Source organism: Streptomyces sp. NPDC006140 (genome assembly GCF_040628815.1).
In the GTDB taxonomy this organism is placed as follows: Bacteria; Actinomycetota; Actinomycetes; order Streptomycetales; family Streptomycetaceae; genus Streptomyces.
In genome coordinates this window covers 472,918-487,841 of the sequence record NZ_JBEXTS010000001.1, presented here as the reverse complement: position 1 = coordinate 487,841, position 14,924 = coordinate 472,918, and the positions used below count along the sequence as shown (strand labels likewise).

General features: G+C 69.1%; 14 protein-coding genes. 6 read left to right on the top strand and 8 right to left on the bottom strand.

What is annotated here, in order from left to right; all coding sequences use genetic code 11:
- The first annotated feature begins 99 nt into the window (after nucleotides 1-99).
- Nucleotides 100-1,077 carry a TerD family protein gene (locus ABZ386_RS02305; RefSeq protein ID WP_358963213.1) on the top strand — a complete coding sequence of 326 codons (978 nt, stop codon included), beginning with the start codon at nucleotides 100-102 and terminating at the stop codon, nucleotides 1,075-1,077.
- 33 nt (nucleotides 1,078-1,110) lie between these two features.
- On the opposite strand, the gene ABZ386_RS02300 is transcribed toward ABZ386_RS02305, so the two are convergent.
- The 6 genes from ABZ386_RS02300 to ABZ386_RS02275 form a co-directional block, all read right to left on the bottom strand.
- Nucleotides 1,111-1,839, bottom strand: coding sequence for a Tellurium resistance (locus ABZ386_RS02300; RefSeq protein ID WP_351332648.1), 729 nt, complete (start codon nucleotides 1,837-1,839; stop codon nucleotides 1,111-1,113).
- Nucleotides 1,840-1,969: 130 nt separating this feature from the next.
- On the bottom strand, nucleotides 1,970-3,115 hold the full coding sequence (locus tag ABZ386_RS02295; protein WP_114252027.1) for a DUF475 domain-containing protein: 1,146 nt from the start codon (nucleotides 3,113-3,115) through the stop codon (nucleotides 1,970-1,972).
- 125 nt (nucleotides 3,116-3,240) lie between these two features.
- On the bottom strand, nucleotides 3,241-3,816 hold the full coding sequence (locus ABZ386_RS02290) for a TerD family protein (RefSeq protein WP_351332652.1): 576 nt from the start codon (nucleotides 3,814-3,816) through the stop codon (nucleotides 3,241-3,243).
- Nucleotides 3,817-3,937: 121 nt separating this feature from the next.
- Complete coding sequence (locus ABZ386_RS02285) at nucleotides 3,938-4,513, bottom strand: calcium homeostasis/redox stress adaptation protein (protein ID WP_351332655.1); 576 nt, start codon at nucleotides 4,511-4,513, stop codon at nucleotides 3,938-3,940.
- 147 nt (nucleotides 4,514-4,660) lie between these two features.
- Nucleotides 4,661-5,119, bottom strand: coding sequence for a peroxiredoxin (locus ABZ386_RS02280; protein ID WP_351332657.1), 459 nt, complete (start codon nucleotides 5,117-5,119; stop codon nucleotides 4,661-4,663).
- A gap of 107 nt (nucleotides 5,120-5,226) precedes the next feature.
- Nucleotides 5,227-5,664 (bottom strand): DUF3052 domain-containing protein, encoded by a 438-nt coding sequence (locus ABZ386_RS02275; protein ID WP_198678141.1) that lies wholly within the window; start codon nucleotides 5,662-5,664, stop codon nucleotides 5,227-5,229.
- A 429-nt stretch (nucleotides 5,665-6,093) separates the two neighbouring features.
- Between ABZ386_RS02275 and aceE the strand changes: the two genes are divergently transcribed.
- Together aceE and ABZ386_RS02265 are read left to right on the top strand one after the other, a co-directional pair.
- Complete coding sequence (aceE, locus tag ABZ386_RS02270; protein ID WP_351332660.1) at nucleotides 6,094-8,841, top strand: pyruvate dehydrogenase (acetyl-transferring), homodimeric type; 2,748 nt, start codon at nucleotides 6,094-6,096, stop codon at nucleotides 8,839-8,841.
- An 83-nt stretch (nucleotides 8,842-8,924) separates the two neighbouring features.
- A complete protein-coding gene (locus tag ABZ386_RS02265; protein WP_351332663.1) occupies nucleotides 8,925-9,659 on the top strand; it encodes a potassium channel family protein in 735 nt (244 codons plus the stop codon).
- Between the two features lie 66 nt (nucleotides 9,660-9,725).
- On the opposite strand, the gene ABZ386_RS02260 is transcribed toward ABZ386_RS02265, so the two are convergent.
- Entirely contained in the window at nucleotides 9,726-10,034 is a 309-nt protein-coding gene (locus ABZ386_RS02260) for a hypothetical protein (RefSeq protein WP_031111997.1), read from the bottom strand.
- 224 nt (nucleotides 10,035-10,258) lie between these two features.
- Nucleotides 10,259-11,881, bottom strand: a complete 1,623-nt coding sequence (locus ABZ386_RS02255; protein ID WP_351332668.1) for an MFS transporter — start codon at nucleotides 11,879-11,881, stop codon at nucleotides 10,259-10,261.
- Nucleotides 11,882-11,943: 62 nt separating this feature from the next.
- Here ABZ386_RS02255 and ABZ386_RS02250 point away from each other — a divergent pair, with 62 nt between their 5' ends.
- The 3 genes from ABZ386_RS02250 (at nucleotide 11,944) to ABZ386_RS02240 (ending at nucleotide 14,836) form a co-directional block, all read left to right on the top strand.
- A complete protein-coding gene (locus tag ABZ386_RS02250; RefSeq protein WP_351332671.1) occupies nucleotides 11,944-12,630 on the top strand; it encodes a TetR family transcriptional regulator in 687 nt (228 codons plus the stop codon).
- Nucleotides 12,631-12,703: 73 nt separating this feature from the next.
- Entirely contained in the window at nucleotides 12,704-13,912 is a 1,209-nt protein-coding gene (locus ABZ386_RS02245) for an alpha/beta hydrolase (RefSeq protein WP_358963210.1), read from the top strand.
- Between the two features lie 66 nt (nucleotides 13,913-13,978).
- Nucleotides 13,979-14,836, top strand: coding sequence for a DUF4429 domain-containing protein (locus ABZ386_RS02240; protein WP_351333019.1), 858 nt, complete (start codon nucleotides 13,979-13,981; stop codon nucleotides 14,834-14,836).
- The last annotated feature ends 88 nt before the right edge of the window (nucleotides 14,837-14,924 follow it).

Here is a 14,924-nt window from a genome sequence, read left to right as displayed (position 1 = left end):
CGGCCATGACGACGGTAGTCGCCGTCCGCCCTCGGCGCCGCTCGTGGCGGCACGGCCCCCGCGTTGTCGTGAGCAGGACCGAGAAGGCAGGATGACCGCATGACGCACGCGATGCTGAAGGGGTCGAACGTCCCGCTGGAAGCCACCACGGTGCGCGCCGTGCTGCGCTGGACACCCGGGCAGGGGGTTCCGGACGTCGATGCCTCCGCGCTGCTCCTCGGCCCCGACGGTCGTGTGCGCTCCGACGAGGACTTCGTCTTCTACAACCAGCCCCGGCACCCCTCCGGGAAGGTGTGGCGGCTCGGCAAGAAGCGGGTCGCCGAGGGCCTGACCGACACGATCCAGACAGATCTCACCGGTGTCGAGACGGAGGTCGGCCGGATTCTGCTGGTCGCATCGGCGGACGGCGTCACGTTCGACCGCGTGCAGGCCCTGCGCATCCTGCTGTACGACGCGGCGGACACCGGTGCGGAGGCGCTGGCGTACTTCGACGTCAAGCCGGAGACGGGCCAGGAGACCGCGTTGATCTGCGGCGAGCTGTACCGGCGCGGGGAGGGCTGGAAGTTCCGGGCGCTGGGCGAGGGCTACGAGAACGGGCTGAAGGGGCTCGCGACCGACTACGGCATCTCGGTGGACGAGTCGGAGGCGGCGGCGGAGGAGCCGACGACGACGGTACCCACGCCCGCGACCACGCCCGCATCCCCGACCGCACCGGCACCGGCACCGGCACCCGCACAGCCGACGGCCGCCGGCCCCGCTCAGCAGCCCCCCGCCACGGTCCAGCCCTCCCCCGAGGTGTCCCGGCCGCTGCCGCCGGAGCAGCCGACCGCGGTGCCCGCGCAGCCGGGGTACGGGTACCCGCCCCAGCAGCCCGCGACGAGCCAGCCCGCCACGACGCAGCCGGCGTACGGCTATCCGCACCCCGCGAGCCGGCCCGGCTACGGCTACCCCCAGGCACCGGCCACGGCGGGCGTCGCGGGGGCGCAGACCGGCTACGGCTACCCGTCGCCGGTCACCGCGGCCCCCGACCCCGACTTCCGCCTGCCCCCGCAGGGACCGCAGTTCATCGGACGCTAGGGCCTGTCGTACAGATCAGGTGACCGACAGGTTCTAGACCTTCGTCTTGTAGCCCCGCCCCCACTGGAGCCCCCAGCCGTACAGCCGGTCCAGCTCCGCCTGGAAGCCGTAGACGAACTTCGCCTCGCGGCGCACGATGATCTCGTTCTTGACCTTCTCGATCATGACGACGGCGCAGGAGCGGGCCTGCGGCTGGCGTTCGTCGAGGTGGATCTCGATGCGCGGGCCGTTGCTCGGGTAGAGCGTGACGATGGCGTGGGCACGGTCGAAGGCGGGTGTCTGGTCGTAGATGTAGACGAAGACCAGGAGCCGCTTGATGCTGTCGCGGTGGTCGAGGTTGATGTACATCGTCTCGCCGGACCCCGAGCCGAAGCGGTCGTCGCCGCTGAGCTTGACGTACGGCGGGGCGTTGACGTCGCCGAAGTAGCCGCCGAGGGGCTGGACGACGCCCTTGGAGCCGTCCTGGAGCTCGTACAGGCAACCCAGGTCGAGGTCGACGTTGACGACGCTCTGGCTGTGGCCGATGACCTCCGGCGGCTTCAGTGCCCTGAAGGGGTGGCGCAGCAGGCTCTCGCGCTGCGGGCCGCCGATGTCGGACGTGCGCATGCGCCAGCTCAGGTTGACCCGTAGATGGCCGTTGGCCGCGTCCTGTTTGGTGAGTGATATCTGCGCGCGCCGCTTGGTCAGCTCGATCGCGTTGGTGTTCGCGTTGCCCGAGTCGAACTGCACATCGCCGCGCCGGAGTCCGTCGAACAGGCCCATTCCGCCCCCACGTTCACTTGGAGACCGCAGGTCATCGGCGTACCCACGGCCGTTGACGACCGACGGGGCGGCCGCCGAGGAGTCACCTCGGTGGCCGCCCCGCACAGAGCGTTCCTCTCCCGGAGGGGTGTCACACCCCGGACGAGATTTCAGTCTTCTCGTCCGAGCCGGCTTTTCCCTCGGCCGCCGCGATGGCGCGGTTGCGGCGCACGGAGGACCAGAAGGAGGCGCCGATCAGGATGACGCCGATGGAGCCGGTGATGAACTCGTTGATCTCGTACTGGATGGTGACCAGGAGGACCATGGCGAGCGCGCCGATGGCGTAGTGCGCGCCGTGCTCCAGGTAGACGTAGTCGTCGAGGGTGCCCTCGCGGACCAGGTAGACGGTGAGCGACCGGACGTACATGGCGCCGATGCCGAGGCCGAGGGCCATCAGGACGATGTCGTTGGTGATGGCGAAGGCGCCGATGACGCCGTCGAAGGAGAAGGACGCGTCCAGGACCTCGAGGTAGAGGAACATGAAGAACGCGGCCTTGCCGGCGAGCTTGACCGCCGACTTGGGCTTGCCCTCGCGCGCGGCCTTCTCCTCGGCCTCGTGCTCGCGCTCCTCCTCCTCTTCGAGCTTGTCCTCGAAGTAGCCGGAGAGGCCACCGACGATCATGTAGGTGATCAGGCCTGCGATGCCGGAGAGCAGGACGGTCTCCGCCTTGTCGGCATGGGTGCCGCCGTGCTGGTGGGCGTTGGCGCCGAAGGTGATCGCGGAGATCAGCAGGACGATCAGGGCGATGCAGACCGACAGCATGTCGACCTTGCCGAGCTTGGCCAGGGGACGCTCCAGCCAGCCGAGCCACTTGATGTCCCGGTCCTCGAAGATGAAGTCCAGGAAGATCATCAGCAGGAACATGCCACCGAAGGCGGCGATCGACGGGTGGGCGTCGGTGACGTACTGCTGGTACTGGTCCTTGTCGGTGAGCGCGAGGTCGACGGCCTCGATCGGGCCCAGCTGGGCGCTGAGCGCGACGATCACGACGGGGAAGACCAGTCGCATGCCGAAGACGGCGATCAGGATGCCGATCGTGAGGAAGATCTTCTGCCAGAAGGCATTCATCTTCTTCAGGATCCCGGCGTTGACCACCGCGTTGTCGAAGGACAGCGAGATCTCGAGGACGGACAGGATCGCTACGACGCCGAACGCGGTCCACCCTCCGTAGAAGACCGCTGCGACCAGGCCGAGCGCGGTGACCGCGAACGACCACCCGAAGGTTTTCAGAACCACTGGCTACCCAATCGTGTGTGTACGGGGCTCCCCCGCGCCGTACCCGGCTTTACGAAACTTTGAAGCCGAAGTCTAGTCGGGCCCCTTCCGCACCCCACGAGGCCCTGCATTTTGCTCATATCGCGTCAGGAGACGTTGACTCCGAAGTCCATGGCGATGCCGCGCAGACCCGACGCGTACCCCTGCCCGACGGCCCTGAACTTCCACTCGGCCTGGTAGCGATAAACCTCGCCGAAGATCATCGCGGTCTCCGTGGAGGCGTCCTCGCTGAGGTCGTAGCGGGCGAGTTCCTGGCCGTCCGCCTGGTTCACCACACGGATGAAGGCGTTGCTGACCTGGCCGAAGGTCTGGCCGCGCTCGTCGGCCAGGTGGATGGAGACGGGAAAGACGATCTTGTCGCAGTGCGGCGGGACCTTGGACAGGTCGATCAGGAGCGACTCGTCGTCGCCGTCGCCCTCTCCGGTGAGGTTGTCACCGGTGTGCTCGACCGAGCCGTCCGGGCTCTTGAGCTGGTTGTAGAAGACGAACCACTCGTCCCCGAGCACGCGGCCGCCGCTGCACATCAGCGCGCTGGCGTCGAGGTCGAAGGGCGCTCCGGTGGTGGAGCGCGCGTCCCAGCCGAGACCGACCATCACCTGAGTGAGGTTCGGTGCGGCCTTGGACAGGGAGACGTTGCCCCCTTTGGCAAGTGTGACGCCCATGCTGATGTCCCTCCCCGGATGGTGTTACTGAGGTGGTCCTGCACGTCCGGCGCCGCACGTAAACCGTGCGGCGCCGGACAGGAAGGCCTTCGGGCCCTGTCGCCAGGGCCCTGCGGGCGGCTCAGACGTTCACGCCGAAGTCCTGCGCGATGCCGCGCAGGCCCGAGGCGTAGCCCTGGCCGATGGCGCGGAACTTCCACTCCGCGCCGTGCCGGTAGAGCTCGCCGAAGACCATGGCGGTCTCGGTGGAGGCGTCCTCGCTCAGGTCGTACCGGGCGATCTCGGCGCCGCCGGCCTGGTTCACGACGCGGATGAACGCGTTGCGCACCTGGCCGAAGGACTGCTGGCGGGTCTCGGCGTCGTAGATGGAGACCGGGAAGACGATCTTCTCGACGTCGGCCGGGACGCCGGCGAGGTTGACCTTGATCTGCTCGTCGTCGCCCTCGCCCTCACCGGTGAGGTTGTCACCGGTGTGCTCGACGGAGCCGTCCGGGCTCTTGAGGTTGTTGAAGAAGATGAAGTGCTGGTCGCTGGCGACCTTGCCGGAGTTGTTCAGCAGCAGCGCGCTGGCGTCCAGGTCGAAGTCGGTGCCGGTCGTGGTCCGGACGTCCCACCCCAGACCTACGATGACCGCGGTCAGGCCCGGCGCCTCCTTGGTCAGCGATACGTTGCCGCCCTTGCTGAGGCTGACTCCCACGAGTCCTCCATTGGTGTCCAGGGGCGGGATGCCCCGTTGTGCTCGGATGTCGGATCAACGAGTCGATCCTAGTGACGGGTTCCCGCCCCTCGCAGGCCCTGAAGCCGACAATTCGGCGGGTGTCGAGCGCATGCCGCCCGACCGGCGTCACAGGGAGTCGAGCGCCTTCACGTAGTCGTTGAGGTCGCGCGCGTCCGGCAGGCCGTTGACGACCGTCCACCGCACGACGCCCTCCTTGTCGATGACGAAGGTGCCGCGCACCGCGCAGCCCTTGTCCTCGTCGAAGACGCCGTAGGCGCGCGAGACGTTGCCGTGCGGCCAGAAGTCCGACAGCAGGGGGTATTCGAGGCCCTCCTGCTCGGCGAAGACGCGCAGGGTGTGGATGGAGTCGTTGGAGACGGCGAGCAGCTGGGTGTCGCGGTCGGAGAACTGCGGCAGGTTGTCGCGCAGCTCGCACAGCTCGCCGGTGCACACGCCGGTGAAGGCGAAGGGGTAGAAGAGCAGGACGACGTTGTGAGAACCGCGGAAGTCGGACAGCCGCACGGCCCTGCCGTGGTTGTCCTTGAGCTCGAAGTCGGGGGCCTTCTCGCCGGCCTGGATCGCCATCGTCGTGGGTGTCCCTTCCTGGGGCTTCTGGGGTGGGACCACCCTACGCAGGGCCCGGGACGGACCGGTGGGCGGGCCGACGGTGCCGGCCCGCCCCGCCCGAACGGCTAACGCTTGGACTTCGCCGCCTTCGGCGTCGCCAGCCGGCTGCCGCTCCAGTCCTTGCCGACGCTGACGCTCTTGGACGCCGTCAGACCCGCCGTCGTGGCGGCTTCCGAGATGTCGCTCGGCTCCACATAGCCCGAACGGCCGGTCTTCGGCGTGAGGAGCAGGATGGCACCGCCCTCTTCGATGTACGTGGTGGCATCGACCAGCGCATCCGTCAGGTCGCCGTCGTCGTCACGGAACCACAGCACAACGGCGTCGGCCACGTCGTCGTAGTCCTCGTCCACCAGGTCGCTCTCGATGATGCCCTCGATGGCCTCGCGGAGCTCCTGATCCACGTCGTCGTCGTAGCCGATCTCCTGGACCACCTGCCCGGGCTGGAACCCCAGCCTGGCGGCAGGGTTCGTCCGCTCCTCCGCGTGGTCCGCGGTCGCGCTCACGGGTTGCCTCCTGATCATGTCTTGGGAAATAACTCAGCCACGCGCGTGCGCGAAGCATTGGCCGTAGTCCACACGGGCGGGGCGGATCGCGCAAGTACCCGGCCGTTCAGACCGCCGAAACGGTGACGATCCTGGCCGTGTCACCGCAACTCCAGGCACACCATCATGGTCCGAGGTGACGCACACCACACCTTTCTGCCCTGTTTGGGCGTTTGGGAATCGTCTGTGGGTACGAGACTCGAAGGTATTCGCCCCATACGTCACGGAGCCGGCACGGAGTCGATCTCACGCTCGGGTTACCGCCCGGTAGAGATGACGTTTCACGGTCCCGAGGTGGACCATGGGGAGCGGCGCGGCCCCCAGCGACGACGCCCAGCTACGACAGCGAAACAGCGGCCCTCGCAGGCCCTCTGACAGGTAAGGAACAGCGTGGCTTCCGCATCCGATCGCAACCCGATCATCATTGGCGGCCTTCCGAGTCAGGTTCCTGACTTCGATCCCGAAGAGACGCAGGAGTGGCTCGACTCCCTCGACGCCGCCGTCGACGAGCGCGGCCGGGAACGCGCCCGCTACCTGATGCTGCGGCTGATCGAGCGGGCCCGCGAGAAGCGCGTGGCCGTGCCGGAGATGCGCAGCACGGACTACGTCAACACCATCCCGACCAAGAGCGAGCCGTTCTTCCCGGGCAACGAGGAGATCGAGCGCAAGATCCTCAACGCGACCCGCTGGAACGCGGCCGTGATGGTCTCCCGCGCCCAGCGCCCGGGCATCGGCGTCGGCGGCCACATCGCCACGTTCGCCTCCTCCGCCTCGCTCTACGACGTCGGCTTCAACCACTTCTTCCGCGGCAAGGACGAGGGCGACGGCGGCGACCAGGTCTTCTTCCAGGGCCACGCCTCCCCCGGCATCTACGCCCGCGCCTTCCTGCTGGACCGGCTCAGCGAGCGGCACCTGGACGGCTTCCGCCAGGAGAAGTCCAAGGCGCCGCACGCGCTGTCGTCGTACCCGCACCCGCGGTCCATGCCGGACTTCTGGGAGTTCCCGACGGTGTCGATGGGCCTCGGTCCGATCGGCGCGATCTACCAGGCGCGCATGAACCGCTACATGGAGGCGCGCGGGATCGCGGACACCTCCAAGTCGCACGTCTGGGCGTTCCTCGGCGACGGCGAGATGGACGAGCCGGAGTCGCTGGGCCAGCTGTCCATCGCCGCCCGCGAGGGCCTGGACAACCTCACGTTCGTCGTCAACTGCAACCTGCAGCGCCTCGACGGCCCGGTGCGCGGCAACGGGAAGATCATCCAGGAGCTGGAGTCGATCTTCCGCGGCGCCGGCTGGAACGTGATCAAGCTGGTCTGGGACCGCACCTGGGACCCGCTGCTCGCCCAGGACCGCGACGGCGTGCTGGTCAACAAGATGAACACCACGCCGGACGGACAGTTCCAGACGTACGCCACGGAGACCGGCGCGTACATCCGCGACCACTTCTTCGGCGACGACCACCGGCTGCGCGCGATGGTCGAGAACATGACCGACGACCAGATCCTGCACCTGGGCCGCGGCGGTCACGACCACCGCAAGATCTTCGCGGCGTACAAGGCGGCCGTGGAGCACAAGGGCCAGCCGACGGTCATCCTGGCCAAGACGATCAAGGGCTGGACGCTGGGCCCGAACTTCGAGGGCCGCAACGCCACGCACCAGATGAAGAAGCTGACGGTCGACGACCTCAAGCGCTTCCGCGACCGTCTGCACCTGCCGATCCCGGACAAGGAGCTGGAGTCCGGCGTGCCGCCGTACTACCACCCGGGCCGGGACTCGGAGGAGATCCAGTACATGCACGACCGCCGCAAAAGCCTCGGCGGTTACGTCCCGACCCGCGTCGTCCGCTCCAAGCCGCTGCCGCTGCCGGAGGAGAAGACGTACGCGACCGTGAAGAAGGGCTCGGGCCAGCAGTCCATCGCGACGACGATGGCGTTCGTCCGGCTCCTCAAGGACCTCATGCGGGACAAGGAGATCGGCAAGCGGTTCGTGCTGATCGCGCCGGACGAGTACCGCACGTTCGGCATGGACTCGTTCTTCCCGAGCGCGAAGATCTACAACCCGCTCGGCCAGCAGTACGAGTCGGTCGACCGCGACCTGCTGCTCGCCTACAAGGAGTCGCCGAACGGCCAGATGCTGCACGACGGCATCTCCGAGGCGGGCTGCACGGCGTCCCTGATCGCCGCCGGCTCGGCCTACGCGACGCACGGCGAGCCGCTGATCCCGGTCTACGTCTTCTACTCGATGTTCGGCTTCCAGCGCACCGGCGACCAGTTCTGGCAGATGGCCGACCAGCTGGCGCGCGGATTCGTCCTGGGCGCGACCGCCGGCCGCACGACCCTGACCGGCGAGGGCCTGCAGCACGCGGACGGCCACTCGCAGCTGCTGGCCTCGACGAACCCCGGCTGCGTGGCGTACGACCCGGCGTTCGGCTTCGAGATCGCGCACATCGTGAAGGACGGGCTCAGGAGGATGTACGGCAGCTCGCCGGAGCACCCGCACGGCGAGGACGTCTTCTACTACCTGACCGTCTACAACGAGCCGATCCAGCACCCGGCCGAGCCGGAGAACGTGGACGTCGACGGCATCCTCAAGGGCCTCTACCGCTTCAGCGAGGGCACGGCCGGCCAGATTCCGGCGCAGATCCTGGCGTCCGGTGTCGCGCTCCCCTGGGCGATCGAGGCGCAGAAGATCCTGGCCGACGACTGGAACGTCAAGGCGGACGTCTGGTCGGCGACCTCCTGGAACGAGCTGCGGCGCGAGGCCGTGGACTGCGAGGAGCACAACCTGCTGCACCCGGAGGAGGAGCAGCGGGTGCCGTACGTGACGCGGAAGCTGGCCGACGCCCAGGGGCCGGTCGTGGCCGTCTCCGACTGGATGCGCTCGGTCCCGGACCAGATCGCGCGCTGGGTGCCGCAGACGTACCAGTCGCTCGGCGCGGACGGCTTCGGCTTCGCCGACACGCGGGGTGCGGCGCGCCGCTTCTTCCACATCGACGCCCAGTCGATCGTGGTCGCGGTCCTCACCGAGCTGGCCCGTGAGGGCAAGGTCGACCGGTCGGTGCTCAAGCAGGCCATCGACCGGTACCAGCTGCTCGACGTGTCGGCGGCCGACCCGGGGGCCGCGGGCGGCGACGCATAACGCGGGAGGCCCTGTCAAGGGGTGGTGCGCCTCACGGGTACACCGTGGGCACACCACCCCTTCACGTTTCCTACGATTCGGCCATGCAGCAGCAGTCGGCCCAACTCCGTTGGGAACAGCACACTCAGCGCCCGCTCTTCGGCCTGGCCCTGGCCTTCGCCGTCGCCTACGCCGTGCCGATCGTCCAGCCCGACGCGAGCGCCGGCGTGGTGGACCTGTGCACGGCGGTGGAGTGGGTGGTCTGGGGCGCTTTCGCCCTCGACTACGTCATACGGCTCATGCTCGCCGAGCAGCGCCTGGCGTTCGTGCGGACGCACTGGCTCGATCTGGGAGCGGTGCTGCTGCCGCTGCTCCAGCCGATGCGGCTGCTGCGGCTGGTGTCCACGCTGCTGCTCGTCGGGCAGCGGGCGCGGATGGCCTCGCAGATAAGGCTCACGACGTATGTCGGCGGCGCGGTGGTGGGGCTGCTGATGTTCGGGTCGCTGGCGGTGCTGTCCGTGGAGCGGGACTCACCGGACGGGAACATCCGGACCCTGGGTGACGCGGTGTGGTGGTCCTTCACGACGATGACGACCGTCGGGTACGGGGATCACGCGCCGACCACCGGGCTGGGGCGGATGCTCGCGGTGGGACTGATGCTGTCCGGGATCGCCCTGCTCGGTGTGGTGACGGCGAACATCGCGGCGTGGTTCATCGCCCGGTTCGACAAGGACGACGTGGAGGAGCGGCGCCAGACGGAGGCGATACGGGAACTGACGGAGGAGGTACGGGCGCTGCGGGACGAACTGGCGGCGCTCAAGGGGACCTCGGCGAAGTGACGGGACATGACATGGAGGTGGGCCCCCGCCCACTCGGTCGGAGGCCCTTCCCTCACACCACCCGGGTCAGAACATGCCCATGCCCGGCGTGGCCGCTCCGGACAGCCAGATGACCGCCAGGAGCGTGTCGATGGCGCCCAGGACGAGCGCGACCACGGCCGTGACGGGGCGGGAGCCCGCCCACGTGCGGCCCATGGCGAGCCAGCCGCAGACGATCGCCACGGGGCCGAGGATGATCCCCAGCACGAAGAATCCCGCGACCGCGCAGATGACTCCGATGATCCCGAGCGTCGCGCGATCCGGCCCGGTCCGTGACCACGTCCGGCCACGTGAGCGGGGGTGCCTGCGCGTACCGTGTCCGAAGCTCGCCATCATCAACTCCCGTAAACCCTCAGTCGGTTGGGGTTCGGTTCGGGTACGGAATGACGAGTACCCCCCTGGCGGGCTTCAATCCCGCTGCTTGCGCGCTGCCCCCCTCCAGCAGCGCGCCGCAGCGTCCGCCCTCCATGCCCTGCGGAGGACTTGACCCACTGTGACCTGCGAAGGCCGCCGGAGGGGAGGGGTCGACGGGGCTGTTCACCCTGATAGGCGAATACCCGTCAGATGTGCGCGGCGCCCGCGCCCGCGCCCGCGTTCTCGCCGCGCTTCGTCAGGAAGGCGACCAGCACCGCCACGACGGCGACACCCGCGGCGACGAGCGAGGCCGCGCTCATGCCGGAGATGAACGTGTCGTGCGCGACGCCCGTGATCTTCGCGGCGATCGCGTCCGGCGTGCCCGGCGCCACCGGCGGGACACCGACCTGGACCGCCTCGGACGCCTGGTGCTCCTGCTCCGGTGTCAGCGGCGGCAGCCCGGCCTTCGCCCAGTTGCCCGCGAGATCGCTGTTGACCTTGGACGCCATCACCGCGCCGAGCACGGCCGTGCCGAGGCTGCCGCCGATCTGCATGGCGGCCTGCTGGAGACCACCCGCGACACCCGACAGCTCCATCGGAGCGTTGCCGACGATGACCTCGGTCGCACCGACCATGACCGGCGCGAGGCCGAGACCGAGGAGGGCGAACCAGAGCGACATGACGCCGCTGCCGGTGTCCGTCTCCAGCGTCGACATCCCGTACATGGCGATCGCGGTGAGCGCCATGCCGCCCGCGAGCGGGACCCGGGGACCGAACTTGGTGATCATCGCGCCGGCGAGGGGCGAGCCGACGATCATCATGCCGGTCAGCGGCAGCAGGTGCAGGCCCGCGTCGATCGGGCTCATGCCGTGCACGTTCTGCAGGTAGAACGTCACGAAGAACAGGCCGCCCATGAACGCGATGGCCATCAGGACCATCAGCACGACACCCGCGGACAGCGCCACGGAGCGGAACAGGGCGAGCGGGATGAGCGGCTCCTTGACCTTCGTCTCCCAGAGGGCGAAGAGCGCGAAGCCCAGCACCGAGGCGCCGAGGAAGCCCAGCGTCTTCGCATCGCCCCAGCCCCACTCGGACGGCGGGGCCTTGATGAGCGCCCACACCAGGCAGAACACGGAGGTCGACAGCAGGGCGATGCCCAGGATGTCGAAGGAGCGCGGGGCGTTCTCGGCGCGGTGGTCGAGCAGGATCCAGACGCCGAGGACGACGGCGAGCACACCGACCGGCACGTTGATGAAGAACACCGACTGCCAGTTGACGTGCTCGACGAGCACGCCGCCGAGGATCGGGCCGCCGGCGGTGGACGCGCCGATGACCATGCCCCAGATGCCGATCGCCATGTTCAGCTTCTCGGCCGGGAAGGTGGCCCGCAGCAGGCCGAGCGCGGCCGGCATGAGCAGCGCGCCGAACAGGCCCTGCAGGACGCGGAAGACGACGACGAACGCGATGCTGTCGGACAGCCCGATCGCGCCCGAGGCGGCGGCGAAGCCGACGACGCCGATGAGGAAGGTCTGCCGGTGACCGAAGCGGTCGCCGAGCTTGCCCGCGGTGATCAGGGAGACTGCGAGGGCAAGGAAGTATCCGTTGGTGATCCACTGGACTTCGGCGAAGGTGGCGCCGAGGTCCTTCTGGATGGCCGGGTTGGCAATGGCCACGATGGTGCCGTCGAGGGCCACCATCATGACCCCCACAGCGACGGTGATGAGGGTGAGCCAGGGGTGCCCTCGCAGCCCCTTGCCCGGCGTCGCTTCCGAAGGCCCCGCCGGTATGCCCCCCGACCCCGTCGTGTCGATGGTGGTCTGACTAGTCATGCGTTCGAGGCTAATGACAGCCACTGACAATTGACAAACCAATTCACTAGTCGGTAACTGACATGACATCCCCGTATAGCCTGAACTGCGATGACGGTTCCGAAGAGAGGCATCACTTGAACCTGCGCGAGCGCAAGAAGCGGCGCACCCGGGACGCGCTGCTGCGGGCCGCCCTGGAGCTGTTCGCCACGCGCGGGTACGAGGAGACGACCGTCGACGACATCGCCGCCGCCGTCGACGTCTCGCAGCGCACCTTCTTCCGCTACTTCGCCGGCAAGGAGGAGACGGCGTTCTTCGTGCCGCGGCTCACGGAGGCGCTCGTCGTCGACGCCGTACGGGCCCGCCCGCCGCACGAGGCCCCGCTGGAGGCGCTGCGCCGGGCCGTCCTGGAGAGCTGGGACGCGATCAACGAGGCCGTCGAGGAACTCGTGCCGATCGAGCTGCACCTGCGCGTCTACCGGGTGATCGAGTCGACGCCCGCCCTGCTCGCCGCCCATCTGCGGCGGGCGGCGGAGCTGGAGGAGCAACTGGCGGGCATCATCGCCGAGCGCGAGGGGCTCGACGTGGACGCGGATCCCCGGCCGAGGATCGTCGTCGCCCTCTTCGGCGGGGTGATCCGCGTCACCGAGCGGCTGTGGTCCGCGGGGGACGACCTCACGCTCGACGGAATGCGTGAACTCACCGCCGCCTACCTCGATCAGGTGGGCCCCGCGCTGGCGGGGAACTGGCGTACGGGGCAGTCCCCCTAGCACATTCACCGAAACGTGATCCCGGTCACTTGGTTAACGCGAGACCCTCTCGTTCTCCTAGTGTGTCCTTTCAGTGACTTCCTTCGACACCACCCCGCAACTGAACGTCTGGCGCGCACTGCTCGCTCTGGCCGTCGTGTTCGTGATGCTGGCGACCACCGGCTGGACGGCCATGCGCAACCAGCGGGGCGCCACGCCGCTCCAGGCCTCGCTCTCCGCCTGGGAGCACGGCCGGATCGCCGGTCACCGGCTGCCGGACCCGCAGTCCGAGCCGGCGAAGCTGGCCCGCTTCTTCGCCTCGCTCACCGAGCGGGACCGCGCGAGCCTGGTCCGCAAGTACCCGCTCGCCGTCGGCAACATGAACGGCGCCCCGGTCGAGCTGCGCTACCGCGCCAACCGCATCGCGCTCGCCAAGGCGCGCGAGGTCGAGCGGGAGCGGATGCACGACCAGCGCCTCACCCCGGCCGGCAAGTACGAGGCCGGCCGCAGGCTGCACCGCTTCGACGACCTCATGGAGAAGGGGCGCCACATCCTCGCCTTCGATCCCGAGGGCTCGGGCCGGGTGGCGGAGGTCTTCGGCGACCTGCGCACGGCGGACCGCGTCTCGGTCGTCGTCCCTGGTGTGGACACCGACCTGCTCACCTACCAGCGCACCCACCGCAAGTACTCGGCGCCCGCCGGCATGGCCGAGTCCCTGTACGCGGCGGAGCGGAAGGCGAGCCCCTCGACCCGGACGGCCGTGATCGCCTGGGCCGACTACACGGCCCCCAGCGGACTCGGTATCGACTCGGCGACGGCGATGCGCGCCGAGGAGGGCGCCGTACGGCTGAACGCGCTGGTGCGGGCGCTGCCCGGCGGTGCGCCGGTGTCGCTGTTCTGCCACAGCTACGGCTCGGTGGTGTGCGGGGTCGCCGCGCACTCGCTGCCCGGCCGGGTCTCCGACATCGCGGTGGCCGGCAGCCCCGGCATGCGCGTGGAGAGCGCCGCCCAGCTGCACACCCGCGCCCAGGTGTGGGCGATGCGGGACGCCGACGACTGGATCCAGGACGTGCCGTACCTGGAGGTCGGCGGGCTGGGCCACGGAGCGGATCCGGTGTCCGCCGGGTTCGGGGCGCGGGTGCTGTCGGCGCAGGGCGCGAAGGGGCACGCCGGCTACTTCGAGCCGGGCACGGCAAGTCTGATGAATTTCGCAGAGATCGGCGTTGGCGCATACCGCTCGGTGCACTGCGCGCACGAAGACGGCGTCTGCCGTACCGGTTTGTCCGGCACGGCGGCGGCCTGACGCGCGTAGAGGCGAAGGAATTGCGGTCTGCTCGGGAGGGGGACGGAGGGGCGCGTGCCGCATACGATGAGCCGCATGGGTGACGTACTGGCCGGATTTCATGCCGCCTGGGAGTTCGAGTCCGACTCCGTGCTCATCCGTTACGAACGGGGGATTCGAACACCCAAGCTCTTCCAGGCGCTCGGGGAACGCCGAGTGCCCCTGGAGGCGATCGCCGGGGTGACGCTGACGCGCGGGAAACGCGGCACGGTCGTGCTGCGCGTCGAGCCGCGGCCCGGTGCGGATCCGCTGATGGAGGCGGCCGCCGGACAGCTCAAGGACAGCGGCGATCCCTACCGGCTGGTGCTGCCCGCCGACCGGGAGGTGCTCGCGGAGTACTACGCCGACGAACTGCGCGGGCTGCTGACGGAGTCCGGGCCGGCGGATCGATTCCTCGTGGAGCCGCCGAAGGGGCCGCTGTCGTTCAAGGCGTACGACGGGAAGGCGACCTTCGACGGGCGGACCGTGAGCTTCCGGTGGTTCTGGACGGGGGCGTCGTCGGCGAAGTGGAAGGCCGGGGACCAGAACTTCTCCGTCGGGGAGCTCAACGGGGTGGAGTGGCGGTCGCCGGAGGTCTTCGAGGGGCATCTGCGGTTGCTGCGGCGGGAGACGGGGGCGTCCGCCGTGCAGGCCGATCAGGATCCGGCGGCGGTGGTGTTCGGGCTGGGGTACGGGCCGGTGCACGAGTCGTTGCCGTTCGCGGCGGCGGTGCTTTCCGCTGTGCGGACGTCCAGTCCGGTGGCGGCCGTTCCCGCAGCCGCGGCGCGCCGGGATCCTGCGGATATCGCCGAGCGGATTCGGCATCTCGGGGAGTTGCATCAGGCCGGGCTGGTGACCGATGAGGAGTTTTCGGTCAAGAAGGCCGAGTTGTTGGCGGAGCTTTAGCGTCTGCCTGGATCTCGCCGTGGGCGGGCGCGGGTTGTGCGTGGCTGATCGCGCCCACGCGGCGGAGCCGCATATCGACACAGCCCCG